The organism is Burkholderia sp. BCC0398, from assembly GCF_902833245.1.
GTDB classification, from domain to species: Bacteria; Pseudomonadota; Gammaproteobacteria; order Burkholderiales; family Burkholderiaceae; genus Burkholderia; species Burkholderia sola.
In genome coordinates this window covers 392,140-409,052 of record NZ_CADFEM010000004.1, presented here as the reverse complement: position 1 = coordinate 409,052, position 16,913 = coordinate 392,140, and the positions used below count along the sequence as shown (strand labels likewise).

Annotated in this window: 18 protein-coding genes; 6 read left to right on the top strand and 12 right to left on the bottom strand. The window is 66.7% G+C overall.

The genetic code is table 11. The features are described from left to right. Positions 1-5 precede the first annotated feature (5 nt). Entirely contained in the window at positions 6-1,256 is a 1,251-nt protein-coding gene (locus tag HWX76_RS11085) for an MFS transporter (protein WP_124630734.1), read from the top strand. Between the two features lie 364 nt (positions 1,257-1,620). Here the strand turns inward: HWX76_RS11085 and HWX76_RS11080 are convergent, their stop codons facing one another. Then, complete coding sequence (locus HWX76_RS11080; RefSeq protein ID WP_050011988.1) at positions 1,621-1,992, bottom strand: YXWGXW repeat-containing protein; 372 nt, start codon at positions 1,990-1,992, stop codon at positions 1,621-1,623. A gap of 584 nt (positions 1,993-2,576) precedes the next feature. Between HWX76_RS11080 and HWX76_RS11075 the strand changes: the two genes are divergently transcribed. Next, a complete protein-coding gene (locus HWX76_RS11075) occupies positions 2,577-3,698 on the top strand; it encodes a porin (protein WP_050011987.1) in 1,122 nt (373 codons plus the stop codon). A gap of 175 nt (positions 3,699-3,873) precedes the next feature. Here the strand turns inward: HWX76_RS11075 and HWX76_RS11070 are convergent, their stop codons facing one another. Further along, positions 3,874-4,272 carry a GreA/GreB family elongation factor gene (locus HWX76_RS11070; protein WP_050011986.1) on the bottom strand — a complete coding sequence of 133 codons (399 nt, stop codon included), beginning with the start codon at positions 4,270-4,272 and terminating at the stop codon, positions 3,874-3,876. A gap of 512 nt (positions 4,273-4,784) precedes the next feature. Between HWX76_RS11070 and HWX76_RS11065 the strand changes: the two genes are divergently transcribed. Continuing rightward, positions 4,785-5,114 carry a DUF4148 domain-containing protein gene (locus HWX76_RS11065; protein ID WP_050011985.1) on the top strand — a complete coding sequence of 110 codons (330 nt, stop codon included), beginning with the start codon at positions 4,785-4,787 and terminating at the stop codon, positions 5,112-5,114. Positions 5,115-5,271: 157 nt separating this feature from the next. Here HWX76_RS11065 and HWX76_RS11060 read toward each other — a convergent pair whose 3' ends face one another. Beyond that, positions 5,272-5,733: a CBS domain-containing protein gene (locus HWX76_RS11060; protein ID WP_050011984.1), complete on the bottom strand. Its 462-nt coding sequence runs from the start codon at positions 5,731-5,733 to the stop codon at positions 5,272-5,274. Positions 5,734-5,908: 175 nt separating this feature from the next. Between HWX76_RS11060 and ribA the strand changes: the two genes are divergently transcribed. Continuing rightward, complete coding sequence (gene ribA, locus HWX76_RS11055; RefSeq protein ID WP_006480964.1) at positions 5,909-6,559, top strand: GTP cyclohydrolase II; 651 nt, start codon at positions 5,909-5,911, stop codon at positions 6,557-6,559. A gap of 275 nt (positions 6,560-6,834) precedes the next feature. On the opposite strand, the gene HWX76_RS11050 is transcribed toward ribA, so the two are convergent. After that, on the bottom strand, positions 6,835-7,221 hold the full coding sequence (locus HWX76_RS11050; protein WP_124592933.1) for a VOC family protein: 387 nt from the start codon (positions 7,219-7,221) through the stop codon (positions 6,835-6,837). 302 nt (positions 7,222-7,523) lie between these two features. Between HWX76_RS11050 and HWX76_RS11045 the strand changes: the two genes are divergently transcribed. After that, a complete protein-coding gene (locus tag HWX76_RS11045; RefSeq protein ID WP_124652143.1) occupies positions 7,524-7,814 on the top strand; it encodes a hypothetical protein in 291 nt (96 codons plus the stop codon). 204 nt (positions 7,815-8,018) lie between these two features. Here the strand turns inward: HWX76_RS11045 and HWX76_RS11040 are convergent, their stop codons facing one another. The 3 genes from HWX76_RS11040 to HWX76_RS11030 form a co-directional block, all read right to left on the bottom strand. Then, positions 8,019-8,783, bottom strand: coding sequence for a hypothetical protein (locus HWX76_RS11040; RefSeq protein ID WP_176015799.1), 765 nt, complete (start codon positions 8,781-8,783; stop codon positions 8,019-8,021). Between the two features lie 51 nt (positions 8,784-8,834). Further along, positions 8,835-9,443, bottom strand: coding sequence for an acyl-homoserine-lactone synthase (locus tag HWX76_RS11035; protein ID WP_050011939.1), 609 nt, complete (start codon positions 9,441-9,443; stop codon positions 8,835-8,837). A 211-nt stretch (positions 9,444-9,654) separates the two neighbouring features. Continuing rightward, positions 9,655-10,098 carry a DUF4902 domain-containing protein gene (locus HWX76_RS11030; RefSeq protein ID WP_089489499.1) on the bottom strand — a complete coding sequence of 148 codons (444 nt, stop codon included), beginning with the start codon at positions 10,096-10,098 and terminating at the stop codon, positions 9,655-9,657. A 73-nt stretch (positions 10,099-10,171) separates the two neighbouring features. Here HWX76_RS11030 and HWX76_RS11025 point away from each other — a divergent pair, with 73 nt between their 5' ends. Then, a complete protein-coding gene (locus HWX76_RS11025) occupies positions 10,172-10,891 on the top strand; it encodes an autoinducer binding domain-containing protein (protein WP_050011937.1) in 720 nt (239 codons plus the stop codon). A gap of 51 nt (positions 10,892-10,942) precedes the next feature. Here HWX76_RS11025 and HWX76_RS11020 read toward each other — a convergent pair whose 3' ends face one another. From HWX76_RS11020 to HWX76_RS11000, 5 genes are all read right to left on the bottom strand, one after another. Further along, complete coding sequence (locus HWX76_RS11020; RefSeq protein ID WP_050011936.1) at positions 10,943-11,650, bottom strand: MgtC/SapB family protein; 708 nt, start codon at positions 11,648-11,650, stop codon at positions 10,943-10,945. A gap of 303 nt (positions 11,651-11,953) precedes the next feature. Further along, positions 11,954-13,498, bottom strand: coding sequence for a TolC family protein (locus HWX76_RS11015; RefSeq protein ID WP_176015798.1), 1,545 nt, complete (start codon positions 13,496-13,498; stop codon positions 11,954-11,956). Beyond that, positions 13,485-15,530, bottom strand: a complete 2,046-nt coding sequence (locus HWX76_RS11010) for an FUSC family protein (RefSeq protein WP_176015797.1) — start codon at positions 15,528-15,530, stop codon at positions 13,485-13,487. Before HWX76_RS11010 ends, HWX76_RS11015 begins: the two co-directional genes overlap by 14 nt. Further along, positions 15,511-16,560, bottom strand: coding sequence for a multidrug transporter subunit MdtN (gene mdtN, locus HWX76_RS11005; RefSeq protein WP_124555040.1), 1,050 nt, complete (start codon positions 16,558-16,560; stop codon positions 15,511-15,513). The genes HWX76_RS11010 and mdtN overlap by 20 nt, the downstream gene beginning before the upstream one ends. Beyond that, positions 16,557-16,850: a hypothetical protein gene (locus tag HWX76_RS11000; RefSeq protein WP_050011932.1), complete on the bottom strand. Its 294-nt coding sequence runs from the start codon at positions 16,848-16,850 to the stop codon at positions 16,557-16,559. Before HWX76_RS11000 ends, mdtN begins: the two co-directional genes overlap by 4 nt. Between the last annotated feature and the right edge of the window lie 63 nt (positions 16,851-16,913).

Genomic DNA, 16,913 nt, shown 5'->3' with positions numbered 1-16,913 from the left:
TCGCCATGTCCCGGCTCGACTACACACTGCTCGGCCCCTGCCTGCTCGCCATCGCGCTCGACGCGATGGGATTCGGGCTCGTTTATCCGATGATGTCCGCGATCTTCAGCGATCCGCACGCGGGCATCCTGCCGGCCGACACCGGCGCGCATGCGCGCAATTTCTATCTCGGCCTCGGCTACGGGATCTACCCGCTGTGCATGTTCTTCGGCTCGTCGCTGATGGGCGAACTGTCCGACCGCTACGGCCGCCGCCGGATCCTGCTGCTGTGCGTGCTCGGTCTCGCGGCCGGCTACGCGATGCTGGCGGCCGGCGCGTGGCACGCGAGCATCGCGCTGCTGCTGGCGGGCCGCGGGCTCACCGGCCTGATGGCCGGCTGCCAGGGCATCGCGCAGGCGGCCATCACCGATCTCAGCACGCCCGACACGAAGGCGTACAACATGAGCATCATGTCGCTCGCGTTCAGCGCAGGCGTGATCGTCGGCCCGGTGCTCGGCGGCGTCACGTCCGACCGGACGATCTCGCCGCTGTTCGACTACGGCACGCCGTTCGTGCTGGTCGCCGCGCTGTCGCTGATCTGCGCGTGCTGGACCTGGGCGTCGTATCGCGATTCCGCCGCGCCGCGCGGCGATACGCGCATCGATCCGCTGCTGCCGCTGCGGATCATCGGGGAGGCGGCGCGCCAGCGCAACGTCGCGTTCCTGTCGATGGTGTTCTTCTTGATGCAAGTGGGCTACGGGCTCTACCTGCAGACCATCATGCTGCTGTTGCAGGCGAAGTTCGGCTATACGAGCGCGCGGCTCGGGCTGTTCAGCGGCGTGATCGGCATCTGCTTCGTGTTCGGCCTGCTGTGCGTCGTGCGACTGATGCTGCGCGTGTGGCGCGTGATCGATATCGCGAAGACGGGCCTGCTCGTCGCCGGGCTTGGCCAGATCCTGTCCGCGTTGTTTCCGCACGAACCGATGCTGTGGGCGCTCGCGATGGTCGTCGGCTGCTTCGACATGGTTGCGTACACGACGATGTATACGGCGTTTTCCGACGCGGTCAGCGACGATCGGCAAGGCTGGGCGCTCGGCGTCGCGGGCTCGGTGATGGCGGTCGCGTGGGTCGTGACGGGCGCGCTGACGAACCTGCTACCCGTATTCGGCGAGACGGGGCTGCTGCTGATCGGTGGCGCGGGTTTCCTGCTCAGCTTCGCGATGATGGTCGCGTATGGCCGCACGCGGCCGGGTGCGCGAGCGGCAATGTTGTCGTAGGCGGCTCGCACGTACGTTAGCCTGCCCGCGGCGACGATCCGCTGGGCCCACGGACATCATCGCGCGATCTGCGCGGCGTGCCGTCGTGCGCGCGAGCTGGAAGGGGGCGCTGAGCGCGGTGCACGCATCGGTCCGTTGGCGGGCGGTAAGCGGCAGACGAGTGCGCGGGCGGCGAGCATGGCCGGATGCATTCGCATCGCCACGGCATGATTTCGTTATTCGAATGATGTCGCCGAATGGCGGCCAGACGATAGGTTGACCGTAGCGCGGCTGCCGTAGCGCACGATTCCGTGGCGCGGACGGCGCCGGCTCTCGCGCACGGTCCGGCTCCGGACCTTCATCGACCGGGGAGCCGGACCGCTGCTTACCGCCACGAACCGTCGACGTAGACCCACACCGGCCCCTGCCGGCGCCAGTAGCCGGGCATCCAGCGACGTCCGGGGCGCCGTGCGACCCAGCGGCCGGACACCCATATATAGCGGCCATGCTGCCAGCGCCAGTAGCCGTCCGTCCATATATAGCCGTGCGGCCGTGGCGGCGGCGGGCGACGGTCGTGGCGTGCCGCCGGGGGCGCGAAGCCGGGGCGATCCGCATACGGCGGCCCGCCGGGAACGCGGTGCGGGCCGGATGGCCGGTACGCGGGCGGGGCGGGCTGGGCCGAGGCGGCACGCAGCCAGCCGGTGCCGGCGAAGGCTGCGGTCAATCCGATGGCGCGCAGCAGCGAGCGTCGATTCATGGCGGTTCCCGTTCTGTATCCAAGACCGCCTTACATTAGCCTGCCGTCAGGCCCGCCGGGTTACGCGGGCGGTCAAGGCTGTTACCGAGTGTCACGGCAGGCGCGAGCCGCCTTCCCTTTCTGCCGGCCGACGGGATCTCGCCGTGGCACTGGCGCCGCCCGCTGTTGACGGGTCGGCGGGACGTTTCGGAGGCAGATCGGCCAATATTTGAGATTGATTTGGGTAACAATTACCGATTTTGGGGTGCCGAACCGAATCCGTTTGTTGTTTCTATGCAACCGTCAAGACGATGACATGTAAGAATGGTGCGATGAAAGCCTCCAAAAAGGGCTCGTCAAGAAGTCAAAAACAAACGTTAAAACAAATACTTATGACGCGTCCCCACTTTCATTATTTCTAGTTCTGGAAAAGCTTATTTCTTTATTTGCGGATCGCTCCCCTAGGGTACACCCCTAAACTCACGGTTCCCAAACGGGCAACTATCCGGGCGCCGCCAGCAGGACCGATGGCGCTCCCGGGCGGTTGCAGACCGTTTATGAACAAGGTCGCGAGACCTGCCTCTTTTTAGAAGGGAGCTCCACGAATGAACAAGACTCTGATCGTTGCAGCAGCTGCAGCATCGTTCGCTACCGTCGCTCACGCGCAAAGCAGCGTCACGCTGTACGGCGTGCTGGACGCAGGCATCACCTACACGAGCAACGTCCAGCCGGCACTCGGCCAAGCTGGCAAGTCGCGTTGGGCGATGGGTTCGGGCATTGACCAGAGCCGTTTCGGCCTGCGTGGCTCGGAAGACCTGGGTGGCGGCCTGAAGGCAATCTTCACGTTGGAAAGCGGCTTCAACATCGGTAACGGCCGCTTCGCGAACGGCAACGGCGGCATGTTCAACCGCCAGGCTTTCGTCGGCCTGTCGAGCCAGTACGGCACGGTCACGCTGGGTAAGCAGTATGACGCAACGCAAGACTACCTGGCACCGCTGACGGCAACGGGCTCGTGGGGCGGCACGTACTTCGCGCACCCGCTGAACCTCGACCGTCTGAGCACGAACGGTGACGTCGCACAGAACAACACGATCAAGTTCACGAGCGCGAACTACGCTGGCCTGCAATTCGGCGGCACGTACTCGTTCTCGAACAACACGAACTTCGGCAACAACCGTGCGTACAGCGCAGGTGCTGCATACCAGTTCCAAGGTCTGAAGCTGGCTGCTGCATACTCGCAAGCGAACCTGGGTGACGGCACGAACGCAAACGGCGCGACGTCGTCGGCGATCGGTGGCATCGCTAACCAAGGCCGCGTCCGCACGTACGGTGCTGCTGCTGGCTACGCATTCGGCCCGGCACAAGTCGGCGCTGCATGGACGCAAGCACGTCTCGACAACAACGCAGTTGCTGCAGGCACGCTGCGCACCGACAACTACGAAGTCAACGCGAAGTACAACCTGACGCCGGCTCTCGGCCTGGGTGCTGCTTACACGTACACGAACGCGAAGATCAACAACGGCAGCACGCACTGGAACCAGTTCGGCCTGCAAGCTGATTACGCACTGTCGAAGCGCACGGACGTCTACGCACAAGCTGTGTACCAGCGTGCAGCGAAGAACGGCATCGGCGCGTCGATCTACAACGGCGACAGCTTCAACAACAACCTGCCGAGCTCGTCGATCAACCAAACCGCAGCAACGGTTGGTCTGCGTCACCGCTTCTAAGCGTGACGGGCGGGGTAACCCGCTCCGCAGCATCGAAAAGGCGCCTTCGGGCGCCTTTTTTTGTATGCGGAAGGCGATGACGATAATCCGGATCGTCTGGATGCAAAAAAGCGAGGCCCGTGCCTCGCTTTTGTCGTTCTGCGCGCGTATGGCGGGGCGCTGGCCGGCCGTTAGCTCAGCGCGTGTATTCGCCGTTGGCTTCCGGCTGGAACACGATCGCGGCGACCTTCATCAGCTTTTCGGCGCCGCTGGGCTGCATTACCTTGACCATCTGGCCGCGCTGCGTGCCCAGCAGCGCCATGCCGACGGGCGAGAACACGTTCAGGCGCCCGCGTTCGAGGTTGGCGGCGTCCGGATAAACGATCGTCCACGTGGCCTGTTCCTGAGTTGCTTCGTCGAGCAGCGTGATTTGCGAGTTCATCGTGACGACGTTCGCCTTGATGGCGTCGGGCTGGACGATATCCGCGCGTTCGAGCAGCGTGTCGAGCATGGTCTGGAAGCGCGGGTTGTGCTCGGCGTGCTTTTCGAGGCGGGCGACGTCGAGTTCGGTCAACTGGTAAAGGCGTTGTTTCATGGTGGTTCTCCAAATGATCGGCAGGGGCAGGCGTGGCGTGCCTATGAGGATCGCCCGGAGCCTGTCTAACCTGGCTCCGGGTGGAGACCGTGCGGTCAGATCAGGCGCCGGGCAGGGGCGAGCGGCGCCTGGGCCGTGCGTCGAGCGAGGGGATGCGCCGGCTGGCTGGCGCGCGCGCACACGCCGGCCGGGCCGGACGGCGAAACCGAAAGGGACGTGAGCGCGTACATGGTGGATGGAATATCGACTGGCGAATAAAACCTTACGATTCTACAACACAACCTTCCGGGCATGTGATCTGACTGTCGGCGTTTCGTCAGCGATTGTTGTGCAGGTGAGGCAAGTTGGAGCGGCCCTGTTCCGAAACAGTGGGCGATCTTTTCCAAAAACGCAACGCTGTATGTTCAAACTAAGGGTTTCCCCTTGGGGTGGCGAGCACTACACTGGATTCAATCGCTTCAGACAGTCCTGCCGAGGCGACGTCAAAACAGAACATATTCCGGAGGTAAATCATGAAGTCGATCATCTACGCAGCCATCGCCGCATCCGTCCTTGCCGCTCCGATCGCATCGTTCGCGCAATCCGAGCAGGGGTTGACCCGCGCGGAGGTCAAGGCCGAACTCGTGCAACTCGAGCAGAACGGCTACAAGCCGGTGGCGAGCGATTCGCAATATCCGAGCGACATCCAGGTTGCCGAGCAGCGCATTCAGCCGAACCAGCCGATGCTCGCGCAAGCCGATACGAGCGGCTACGGCGCCGTGGCAACGGGCGCCGCGCAAGGCGGCCGCCGCGTGACGCGGGAAGCGCCGAATCCCGTGAATTCGGTCTACTTCGGTAATTGATTGAACATCCCCCGGTCTGCCCGAGCGCACCGCTGAATTGACGAGACGCGCGCCGGTCGCGCGCGTCGTTCGTCCGCAGGAGCAGAACCTCCGTCGCCGCATGCCGGCGGCTTTCCGCCCAGACGCTGATGCGTTTGGGCCTTTTTTGCTGGGCGGATCAGGCGGACGTGACGTTGGGCGTGCCGTGGATGTAGTGTTCGAGCTGGCTGATCGTGAACTGCTGATCGGCAATCACGCTCTTCACGAGGTCGCCGATCGAGATCAGGCCGACCAGCTTGCCGCCGTCGAGCACGGGCAGGTGGCGCATCCGGTGCTCGGTCATCAGCGCCATGCACTCGTCGGTGGATTGCGACGGTTCGACGTAGCGCACCTTCGCCGTCATGATTTCCTCGACGCGGGTGGCTTTCGACGAACGGTCCTGCAGGACGATCTTGCGCGCGTAATCGCGCTCGGTGACGATGCCCGCAATGTCGTCGCCGTCGACGACCAGCAGTGCGCCGATGCCCTTTTCCGCCATCAGCTTGATGGCGTCGTAGACGAGATCGGTCTTCGTGACGGTGTAGATGGTGCGGCCCGAATCCGGCTTGGCCTTGAGAATCTGCGCGACAGTCGTGCTCATTCGCTTTCTCCGTGTGCAGTCGATGCAGGGCAGTCGGGGCGTGATGCGCGTCACCCGGTGAGCCCAGTATAGCCGGGCGGGCGGCGGCAGTCGCGTGACGTTTCCAGATTAGCGGTAAACTCCCGTCACGCACCATCCACATAACTCCTACATTCCTGAAGTTTCGATTGAATTCATGATGTCTTCGCGTCCCCAATCGCCCACGCCGGGCAATGGCCAGGCCGACGAGTGCGTGACGCTCGTCGCCACCGCGTCGCTGCCCACGCGCTACGGTACGTTCACGTCATACGCGTTTCGCGTATCGGGCAGCGATGCCGAACATCTCGCGCTCGTGATGGGCGACGTGACGGGCGAGCAGTCCGTGCTGACCCGGCTGCATTCCGAATGCCTGACCGGTGACGTGTTCGGCTCGTACCGCTGCGATTGCGGCGAGCAACTCGATCTCGCGTTGCGTTACATCGCGGCCGAAGACCGCGGCGTGCTGCTGTATCTGCGCGGCCATGAAGGCCGCGGCATCGGCCTGAGCAACAAGATCCGCGCGTACGCGCTGCAGGAGCAGGGGCGCGACACCGTCGAGGCGAACCTCGATCTCGGGCTGCCCGATGACGCCCGCGAATACGACTCGGCCGCTGCGATCCTGCGGATCCTAGGCGTGACGTCGGTGCGGCTGATGAGCAACAATCCGAAGAAGTTCGATACGCTCGTGAAGCACGGTATTCCCGTCTGCGAGCGCGTGGCGCTCGCGGTGCCCGTGCGCGAGGAAAACGAACGTTATATCCGCACGAAGCAGACGAAGTTCGGGCATTACTTCGAAGAAAACGAGTAACCGGAGCGGGCGCGACGGCGCCCGTTGTTCGTCATCTGTTTTCCGATCGTTGCAGGTACAAGCGACGATCGCGATTTCCCCCTCATTCGTTCTAGTGCCGCGCTTATGTCATCAGCTGCGTTGCGCGCGGCGTCCGCCCGTTCCGCACCGCCCATGACGATCACGCCATCGAAGTTCGAAATCGAACGCCCGACGCTGCGTCGCTGGCGATCGGCGGACGCGCGACCGCTCCCCGCAGTCACGCCGGCGCGTAACCGCTCACGCGCATCTGCCCGTCAACGCCACGTGCCGTTCTGCAACACGATCCGGTAGCCGTCGGCATCCTCGAAAGTCTGGCCTGATATTTCCCAGTACGGATTGAACGACGTCACCGGCATGAAGCCGTGTGCGGTCGCGCGCTCGCAGGCGGCTTCCCATTTCGGACGATCGGGCAGATAGAACACGATCAGGTCCTCGGGCGTCGGCGACGGCGCGATCGGATGGTCGGGGCAGTGCGTGAACTCGAAGTGATAGTCGAGGCCTTCGCGTCCGAGGATCACGCCGGAAAAGCCGTCGTGATCCTCGAAGCGCGCCAGTACCGATAGATCGAGGGCGTCGCGATACATGCGCTCGGTGTGGGCGAGGTTGCTGACCGGGCGGGCAATGCGCAGATGGGCGTGCAAGAGGGCCTCGGCGGGAAGTGGCGGGCCGCTCAATGATAAGCCGGCCGATCGCGATCGCGCGAGGCGAGCGAGTCTTGTTTCCCGCGATACTCGCCGTATCGAACGATATCGATTCGGCGCGGCCAAACGGATCGAATGGTGTCGAGCCTCATCTCGCGAAAGAAAAAACATGACGCTTGTCGATCCAGTATGGGCACTCCGCGTTGCTGCGGCCACTCGTCAGCAAGACCTTCGAAGGCATGCGTTCGACAGCGCCTGCCGCACGACGCGCGGATACGCGCATGCCGGGCGGGAAGTGACGAATGGATAAGCCCGATCTTCGTCGACCGGTTGCCGGACCTTATCGTCAGTCGCGATGGGCGGCCGGACTGGAGGCCGGTTTCGGATGGGTGGCAAAGGGGACGTTGGTACTGGCCGGCTTGGCGATGGTCGCGTTGGCGGCGCTGACGGGCGATGTCGGTGCCCTGACGGACCTGCCGACGACCCGGAAGGGTTGGCTGTACCTGCTGTTGGCGCTCGTCGCGGCGGTCGCGCTGATATTTGCGGTGCATCACTACCGGCTGCGACCGACCGGCGTGCGTCCGGCGGGCTAGTCAGGCGGGGGAGGCGATGCGGCCCCACAAACCGTTCAGGCAATAAAAAAGCCCGCTGCTTGAGCGGGCTGAATCCATGTTTGGAGACATGGAGGAGACAGAGGTAAATTTAAGGGAAAACCCGGACGTTTGCAAGCCCTCGTTGTATCCGCACAACTTGTCGCCGCGCAGACCGCCTGGCGGCGGCGCGCGGCACAGCCTCATTCATACGCCGCCGGCCCGTGCGTGCGTCGCAAACGCGCCGAACCGCTCCTGCGCGACGGGCAGCGCGTATTTGCTGCGCATCTCCGTTTCGATCCATGCGCACGCCTCGCGCGCGCAGTCGGTCAATGCGTGCCGCGTCGCATGCCCGTCGATGTCGTAGACGAAACGCACGCCGACCTCGTCATCGTCAACCTGTCGTTCAAGCTGATTGAGCTGCAGTTGCGGCCCGTGCTGGTGGGACAGCGCGCGCAGTTCGTCGAAGTGATATTCGAGCCAGTCCGCGAAGAACAGCGCGTCGCTGTGGCTGGGCAGGCGGAAAGCCGCGCTGCGCGACGGGCGCGCCGCGATTTCGCCGGCCGCCTCAGGCGGTTCGCGATCCGACGCGACGGGCGCGTCGACCGGCGCGAGCGGGTGCCGAATCTGCCGGTACGGCTCGCGATCGCGCAATGCGTGCCACAGCAATTCGTCGCCGGCGGCGCCGGACGGCTGCATCGTCAGGTCGTGCCGGCCGTCGCCGACCGCGGCGATGTCGCGGATCACGAGGCGCAGCGAGCACAGCGGCTCGTCCGCGACCAGCAGGGTGGCCGGCCGCGGCAGCCCGCACACGAGCGGCGCGGCGCCGGTCGCACGAAACACGAGCCCGCGGCGGTCGAGCCGCACGAGCGGCAACGGCCTGGGGAACGACGGATAGGCGACCGCGATGCGGGCGCCGCTGGCGCTCGTCAACCCGGGCATCATCGCGCGAAAGACCTGGGACTGGTCCACGTTGGTTCTCCTTCGTTACGATGCCACCCGGACGGAAACGTGCGTTCCGGCTCAGGCGGCGATAGCTTGCCGGGCGGCCTGCCCCGGCTCGATTCCTAGCGCGGCAAACGTTTGCGAGTCGATATCGATCCAGCACGCGACCACCAGACGTCCGTCGACCTGCTTCGGCGGGCCTGCGCGGTGCGCGTGTATGCCGATCCGGCGGAACAGCCGCTCCATGCTCGCGAACGTCACGCCGATCAACTGGCGCGCGCCGAGCTGCGCCGCGCATTCGACGACGGCCGCGAGCATCGGGCGCACGGCCCATTCGGCGTTGCCGGGCCCGCCTTCGTCGTCGGTCGCCGCGAACCGGGACAGTTCCCAGACGGCGGCCGATTGCGGCAGCGGCATGTCCTCGGCGACCAGGTCGGCGAACAGCGACTTCAGCAGATACGGGCGCGTCGTCGGCAGCAGGCGCGCACATCCGCACATGTCGCCGGCGGCGTTTCGCGCGAACACGTAGACGGTATCGTCGCGATCGAACTGGTCACGCTCGAAACTTTCGTTCGCCGACGGGAGCGCCCAACCGAGCTGCTCGACGAACACGCGGCGCCGATAGCGCCCTAGGTCCGCCGCGAGTGCGTGCGGCAACCGCCCTTCCTCGTGAACGAAGGTCTGCATGGATGTCCTCGGATCTGTGCTTTTGTATGCACGCATTACAGCGCGCGGCACGAGGAGCCTGTAACTGGTAACTCTTACAGGGTGGCGGCGTAAAAGACGCCATTTGCGCGGTGGTAACGGTTTCTTGATCGACGGGATTGAAAACCGGGGCGGTTTTATTTATAAAGAGCGCCAGTCTTGCAAAATAGTCAGAGGAATGCGCGGCCAGTTGTCACTGGAGCGTCGGACCGGCATGATAGGCGTCGTTGGGCCCGAGCAGGGCGGATGCGACCGCGGCAGGCCAGTCGAGGGTGGCGAGCCGCGCGGCGAGCGCGGCGGCCGTGCGGAACATGCCGATGTCGGCGCCCTTGGCGTCGATGGCCATCACGTTGCTGCGGACGTCGCCGCCCGCGATCACGAACGCGCCCGTCGCGCGTTCGAGGTACCAGTCCCAGCCGACCGTCACGTAGGCGACGCCGGCACCGGCCGCGCGATGCCATTCGGTATAGCCGGCAAGGCGGGCGTCGATCGCGTTGTCGCGCAGTTCGGCGAGCAAAGAAGGGTCGAGGCCGCTTGCGACATGGTCGAGTACAAGTGCGGCCAGTGCGCCTTCTGACAGGCGTACGTAGCCGTCCGGGGACGGGCCGGGGACAGGGTGCAGCAAGGGTGAAGTCATGCGCGGAATGTATCAGCCTCGAAAGGGTGCTGGAACCTGACAAGTATGACAGCGTGACGTTGTCGGAGAAAGAATGGAACTGCGCTGGCAGGATGCCTACCAACAATTCAGCGCCGCGGAAGACGAGCAGCAGCTCTTCCAGCGGATCGCCGCCTATTCCAGGCGGCTGGGATTCGAATATTGCTGTTACGGCATTCGCGTACCGCTGCCCGTTTCGAAGCCGGCGGTCGCCATCTTCAATACCTATCCGGACGGCTGGATGGCGCACTATCAGGCGCAGAACTATATCGAGATCGACTCGACGGTTCGCGACGGCGCGCTCAGCACCAACATGATCGTCTGGCCGGACGTCGACAACCTCGACCCGTGTCCGCTGTGGCAGGACGCGCGCGATTTCGGGTTGTCGGTGGGCATCGCGCAATCGAGCTGGGCGGCGCGCGGCGCGTTCGGCCTGTTGAGCATCGCCCGTCATGCCGACCGGCTGACGCCGGCCGAGATCAACATGCTGACGCTGCAGACGAACTGGCTCGCGAACCTGTCGCATTCGCTGATGAGCCGCTTCATGGTGCCGAAGCTGTCGCCCGCGGCGGGCGTCACGCTGACCGCGCGCGAGCGCGAGGTGCTGTGCTGGACGGCCGAGGGCAAGACCGCATGCGAAATCGGCCAGATCCTCAGCATCTCGGAGCGGACGGTCAACTTCCACGTGAACAACATCCTCGAGAAACTTGGCGCGACCAACAAGGTCCAGGCGGTCGTCAAGGCGATTTCGGCCGGGCTCATCGAAGCACCTTGACGTGACGTCGTGCGACGGCGGCGCCGGATGCCGCGTCCGCCGCGCCGCGGCTCACTCCATCATCGGCTCCGCTTCCTTTGCGGTCCAGCTCACGCTGGAAATGCTTTTCTCCATGCTCATCCGGCTCGCGATCTGCTCGAGCTTCTGCTGATCCTTCGGATGCAGCTTCAGCGTCGCGGTCACCTTCAGCCGGTCGGGCTGCTCGGGCACGTCTTCGCTCGTGAGGCTCTGGAACGACAGCGGCTTCGCATACATCGCGTTCGACAGCAGCGTGCGGATGTGCACTTCGTCGGCGGCGAGGCAGATCACGGTGATCTGGTATTCGCGCACGAGGTCGGCGTTCGACACGGGCGTCGCGTTGATGGCCTGGCTGACGCCGCGCAGCACCGTATTGGTGAGCAGCACGACGGCCGTGCCGGCGAGCGCGGGCACGTAGTGGCCGGAGCCGGCCAGCACGCCGACGGCGGCCGAGCACCACAGCGTCGCGGCCGTGTTGATGCCCTGGATCGAGCCCTTGTCGCGCATGATCACGCCGCCGCCAAGAAAGCCGACGCCCGACACGACGTACGCGGCGATCTGCGTGACGCCCGCGACGCCGTTGCCGGTGAGCACGCCGAGCGTGACGAACAGGCACGCGCCGCTCGCGACGAGCGTGATGGTGCGCAGGCCGGCCGTGCGCTGGCGCATCTGCCGCTCGAGGCCGATGGCGACGCCGCAGGCGAACGCGGTGAAAAGACGGAGTGCGAAATCAAAAGTCATGGTTGTCCTGCCGTGCAAGAAGCGCATGCCGTTTCGCGTCGCGGCGGCGCAAGGCCGAAGGCGACACGAAGATAGCCGTCATCGCGCGGTACTGTACCGCGCGAATGCGTCATTCAGTGTGAAACGGGGGAGCGTGCGGCTCGCGGAACGCGAGCCGCGGCAGGAGAACTGCGGCGGACAGGCGTTCAGGCGGCAAGCGGCGCACGCAACGGAGTGCTGCAACTGTCCACGATGGTTCCTGAAGGAAGAATGGGCGGCATTCTAGTGGGCGGCGCGCGCTCGCGTCAACCGCCTGCGGCGGCGCTACTGCGCCGAGCCGATCGTGCCCGTCGCGAGCGCGAGCGCGGCGGCGGCCGACAATGCGCCGGCATAGCTGTCGACTTCCGCGTTCCGCGCGGCGAGCAACTGGCTTTGCGCGATCGTCGCGTCGGTGACCGAGCCGACGCCATTCCGGTACGCGGTCAGTGCCGCGTCGTAGCTGGTTTGCGCGGCATCGACGAGCGCCTTCGCGGCGTCGTGCGACGCCAGGCTCGTCTGCACCGCGTTCTGTGCGGCGACGACTTGGCGCACAGCTTCCTCCTTGGTCCGCGTGAGGCGCGCGGAGGCGCTTTCCGCGTCGTTGCGCGCCTGCATCAAGACGGCGGAGCGCAAACCGCCGTCGTACAGCGGAATCGTCACGCCGAGGAACACGCCGCCGCCGTAGCGGCTGCCGTTCAGGTTGACGGTCGGCGCCTGGTCGCCGATCGCGGGCAGCGCGGAGATGGACGTGCCGCCGCTCGCATACGACGTGGACGCGGACAGGAAGATCTTCGGCATGAACGCGGCTTGAGCCGCCTTGATCTTCGCGCGATTGGCCTTTTCGACCGCGAACGAGCCCTGCAGATCGGGGCGGCGCGCGATCGCGTCCGACACGATCGCGTCGACCGACGAGCCGAGCGCGGGCGGCAGCGTCCGCTTCGGCAACGCGGCGATCGTCGGCTTCGACAGCGGCGAGATGCCGAGCGCGGAGACGAGTGCGAGATAGCCGTCGCTCTCGGCGCCGTTCGCCTGCACGAGCGCGAGGTTCGCCTGCGCACGGTTCTGCGTCGCCTGCGCGAGCTCGACGACCGTGCCGACGCCGTGCTTGAGCCGCGCGCGGGACGCCGCGAGGATCGCATCCGCGTTCGTGAGGCCCTGTTGCGCGCTGAGCGCGCGCGAGCGGGCGGCTTCGTAGCGGTAGTACGAGACGGTCACGTCGTGGATCACCTGCTGATGCACGGCCGTGAATGCGACGTTCGATGCAATCGACGCCTGTTCGGCCGCTTCGACGCGCGCTGCGCGGCCGCCGAAATCGAACAGCAGCCATTGCAGCGACAGCGCCGAAATCGTGCCGTGCGCGGTGGTGTTGCTCGACGAATCGCCGAGGATCGTCGACGTCGAGCCGTGGTTCGCCTGGTACGCGCCCATCGCCGTCGCCGACAGGCGCGGCAGATAGGCGGACTTGGCGAGGCCGACTGCGAGCGCCGCGTTGCGCGCGTCGTTCCACGCGATACGCGTCAGTGGGTTCGAAGATTCCGCGAGATCGATCAGCTCGGGCAGCGTGTACGCATGCGCGGCATCCAGCGCGGCCGGCGCCGACACCGACGCGAGCGCCGGCGAGGCAGGCAATGTGTAGTCATGCGCGCCTTGTGCGGACGCGCGCGGCGCCGCCGCCACGATGTCGCCCGCGGCCGACGTTTGCGGCTGCCACGGGCGGTCGGACGCCTCCGGCGCCAGATCGATCGACGACGTCGCGCAGCCGGCCAGCGCGACGGCGGTCGCGAGCGCGGCGGCGGCGATCGACGCGGCCGGCGGTTCAGGTGGGCGCATGAGGGGCAGGCTCCTTCGGTGTGGCTTGACGGGCGGCGTCGGCGATCTGCGCGAGCCGCGCGTCGATCAGGTTCAGTAGCGCGTCGCGCGTGGGGTCGGCGGGGGCGATGTCCGACGGTGGTGTCGGGGCATTCGTGCGGGGCGCGGTTTCGTCGTCGCCCGGCGCAGTCACGCGCGAGAGTTGCGCGCCGATCGCCGCGTCGCCGGGCTTGCGCTCGGCGAGCAGGAACAGCGGACCTTCGATCGCCCCGAGTTCCGCGAGTGCGCGCCGCCGTGTGGCCAGCCACGTCGCGGCCGGCCGCACCCACGACGGTTCGTAATGGATCAGGCCGAGCTCCTGCGAGATCGCGCCGTGGCGCGCGAACGCTTCGGCGGCCAGCGCGCGCCGTTCGGCCGGCTGCGCGATCTGCGCGACGCGCCGCCACTGGGCGAGCAGCGTTGCGAGCGCCGCGTCGATCTGCTTGCCGATGCTGACCGGCCAGATGCGCGTGAACACGAGATACACGACCACGTTGCCGAGCAGGATGCCGATCGTGCGATCGCGCGCGAGCGTCAGGTCGAAGCCGGGGCCCGCGCCCTGGATTACGCACAGGAAGAACGCGAACGCGATCTGGAAGCCCGCGTACGCGATGCGCGGCGATCCGAACGCGACCCACGCGGACAGCCACGCGCCGGCGAAGACGAGCGCCATCAGCTCGCCGATCGACGACAGAGACGGGACGACGAACACGAGCGCGGCGGTGCCGATCAGCGCGCCGACGATGCAGCCGGCGATGCGCAGCGTCAGTTTCTCGACCGTTTCGGCCGTCGAGCCGAGCGACACCATGTAGCAGGTGATGAAGCAGGTATGGATGCCCGACCAGTCGAGCTGCGAGTACAGCAGGTAGCAGAACATGGCGGCTACCGTCGTTTTCAGCGCATAGCGGATGTGGTCGGGATTGGTGCGCGCGTCCGGCAGGAAGAAGCCGCCGCGCGGGGCGGGCGGTGTGGCGGGTTCCGCCGGTTTGTCGGCGGCGCGCGTGTCGGCGGTATCGGCCGGTGCGGCCGCCGCGTCGATCGCGGGCGGTTGCGCGAACTGCGTGATCGCCGTGTGCAGGTCGGTCGCGACGACGCGCGCGAGCGGCGGCAGCGCATCGGCGGCCGGCAGCGCGAGCGTCACGTCGACCGGATAGCCGCCCCGTTCGAGGATCGCGGCCATCTCGTCGAGCGTCGTCGCGATCGGCGTGGCGAACGCGTCGGGCAGCCGCGCGTCCGCTTCGCGATCCGCAAGCGCGACCGCGACGAGCAGCGCGGTGCTCGACGCGACGGCCTGCCGCAATGCGACGACATCGGCGCCCGACGACGAACCTTCGAGCTTCGACAGCTTGAGCCACGTGAGCAATGGCTTGTCGCCTTCGCGCAGGCTGGCGTCGAACGCGGCGCGCGCGTCGTCGCCGCCGCGCAGCCGCCGCGCGGCGAGCCGCAGCCGCTTCGCGAGCTGAGCGTGCGCGAGCTTGCGCGGCGACGGCGCGATCAGCAGGTTGACGACGATCGCGACGCCGACCGGGATCGCGACCATCAGCCATGCATAGAGCAGCGCGCGCGTCGCGGCTTCGCCGACCGGCGCCAGGCCGAGTTCGTCGAGCCCGAAGCCGACGATCATCGCGAGGATCGCACCGACCGGACGCAGCTTGCTCGCGGACGTCAGGTACAGCAGGCCGACCGACAGCACGGCCATACATGCGACGCGCAGTACCGAATACTCGATGCTGAAGATCGCGGCGCCGATCACGAGCGCGATCACGACCGTGACGAGCAGCAACATCGCGACCGCGAGCACGACGCTCGTCACGCGATCGGCGCGGTTCAGGAAGAACACGACGTACGCGGAAATCGCGGCTTCCGGCGTGCCGTATCCGCTCGTCACGAGCGCGACGAGCGCGCAGATCAGCGCGACGCGCACGGCCATGGCCGCGCGCCCCGGAAACGGCGCGAGCAGCCGCAGGACTTCGCGCGGGCCCGGCGTGCGGACGTCAGCGGCAGGCTGAGCCATGCCGGACCTCGACGATCGCGCTCGCGCCGACACGCACGAGCTTGCCGTCGGGTTCGTCGAGCTTCACGCGCACGGGGAAGCGCTGCGCGACGTGCACCCAGTTCACCGAGTTCTGCACGATCGGCAGCGAGCGCGGCAGGTTGATGCGCGCGCTGTCCGCGATGCCGGCGCCGATGCCGACGACCTTGCCCGTCATCGGGCGGTTGCGGTCGATCATCGAATAGACGGTCGCGCAGTCGCCGACTGCGATGCGATTGAGCGACGTCTCGCGGAAATTGCCCACCGCGAACCATTCGCTCGCGTCGATCAGCGTGAAGATCGACTGGTTCGGTGCGAGGGTTTCGCCGGGGAGCACGCTCAGGCCCGTCACGAGCCCGTTGTGCGGCGCGCGCACGACCGTATCGTCGAGCGCATGCTGCGCGCGGGCCAGCGCGGCTTCGCGTGCATGCAGCGTCGCGATCGCGTCGGCATCGTCGCCGATCGTCTGCGCGGACGCGCGCTGCTGCTCCTGCGCCTGCGCGAGCGACACGGACGCGTCGCGCTGGCGCACCTTCGCCTGGTCGAACTGCTGCGCGCTGACGTAGCCCTGCGCGGCGAGCGGCGCGAGCCGGTTCACGTCGCGCGTCGCGAGATCGTAGTTCTGCGTCGCGCGCTTGACCTGCTCGGCAGCGACGGATGCGTTCGAGCGCTCGCCGATCAGCGAACGGCGGCGCGTGTCGAGCGACGCGCGCGCGAGTTCGAGGTCGGCCTGCGCCTGCGCGACGGTCAGCCGGTACGGCACGGGATCGATCACGTACAGCAGGTCGCCTTTCGCGACGCGCTGGTTTTCATGCACCGCGAGCTGCACGATGCGGCCGCCGACCGGCGACGCGACGTGCACGACGTCGGCGTCGATCGACGCGTCGTCGGTGGACGGATAGGCGGTCGTGCGGTGGTACGCGTACGCGAGCGCCGCGATGCCGAGCGCGACGATCGCGAGCGCGATCACGCGGCCTTTGACGGAGGGGCGGGCGATGCCGGCGGCCTTCATGCGAACGGCCCCGTGCCGGTGAGCCAGACGATCACGGCGACCACGAGCCCGATCGCGGTGCAGACGGCGAGTTGGTAGGGCACCGTCGCGGCCCAGCCGGTCGCGACGAACACGCGGTGCGCGACGATCGCGCCGACGATGCCGACGATCGCGCTGACGAGCCACAGCGGGAAATACGCGCCGAACAGCACGTAGGACGGTGCGCCGCGCGATGCGCAGCCCGCGAGCGGCAGGACGGGCGCCAGCACGGCGGCGACGCGCAGGGGCGCGCGCGGCGTTGTTCTTCTCATGGTGTGACGAGCTCGACGTTGGGGGTGGATGCCGGGCGCGGCGCAATGCGGATCGTCGCGACC

Coding starts and splice junctions, on each gene's coding strand:
- HWX76_RS11065 (WP_050011985.1), top strand. CDS start 4,785: ATGAAGTCGATCATCTACGCAGCCATCGCCGCATCCGTCCTTGCCGCT.
- HWX76_RS11015 (WP_176015798.1), bottom strand. CDS start 13,498: ATGCGCCCACCTGAACCGCCGGCCGCGTCGATCGCCGCCGCCGCGCTC.
- ribA (WP_006480964.1), top strand. CDS start 5,909: ATGATGTCTTCGCGTCCCCAATCGCCCACGCCGGGCAATGGCCAGGCC.
- HWX76_RS11085 (WP_124630734.1), top strand. CDS start 6: ATGTCCCGGCTCGACTACACACTGCTCGGCCCCTGCCTGCTCGCCATC.
- HWX76_RS11010 (WP_176015797.1), bottom strand. CDS start 15,530: ATGGCTCAGCCTGCCGCTGACGTCCGCACGCCGGGCCCGCGCGAAGTC.
- HWX76_RS11030 (WP_089489499.1), bottom strand. CDS start 10,098: ATGACTTCACCCTTGCTGCACCCTGTCCCCGGCCCGTCCCCGGACGGC.
- HWX76_RS11035 (WP_050011939.1), bottom strand. CDS start 9,443: ATGCAGACCTTCGTTCACGAGGAAGGGCGGTTGCCGCACGCACTCGCG.
- mdtN (WP_124555040.1), bottom strand. CDS start 16,560: ATGAAGGCCGCCGGCATCGCCCGCCCCTCCGTCAAAGGCCGCGTGATC.
- HWX76_RS11020 (WP_050011936.1), bottom strand. CDS start 11,650: ATGACTTTTGATTTCGCACTCCGTCTTTTCACCGCGTTCGCCTGCGGC.
- HWX76_RS11080 (WP_050011988.1), bottom strand. CDS start 1,992: ATGAATCGACGCTCGCTGCTGCGCGCCATCGGATTGACCGCAGCCTTC.
- HWX76_RS11070 (WP_050011986.1), bottom strand. CDS start 4,272: ATGAAACAACGCCTTTACCAGTTGACCGAACTCGACGTCGCCCGCCTC.
- HWX76_RS11075 (WP_050011987.1), top strand. CDS start 2,577: ATGAACAAGACTCTGATCGTTGCAGCAGCTGCAGCATCGTTCGCTACC.
- HWX76_RS11060 (WP_050011984.1), bottom strand. CDS start 5,733: ATGAGCACGACTGTCGCGCAGATTCTCAAGGCCAAGCCGGATTCGGGC.
- HWX76_RS11025 (WP_050011937.1), top strand. CDS start 10,172: ATGGAACTGCGCTGGCAGGATGCCTACCAACAATTCAGCGCCGCGGAA.
- HWX76_RS11045 (WP_124652143.1), top strand. CDS start 7,524: ATGGATAAGCCCGATCTTCGTCGACCGGTTGCCGGACCTTATCGTCAG.
- HWX76_RS11000 (WP_050011932.1), bottom strand. CDS start 16,850: ATGAGAAGAACAACGCCGCGCGCGCCCCTGCGCGTCGCCGCCGTGCTG.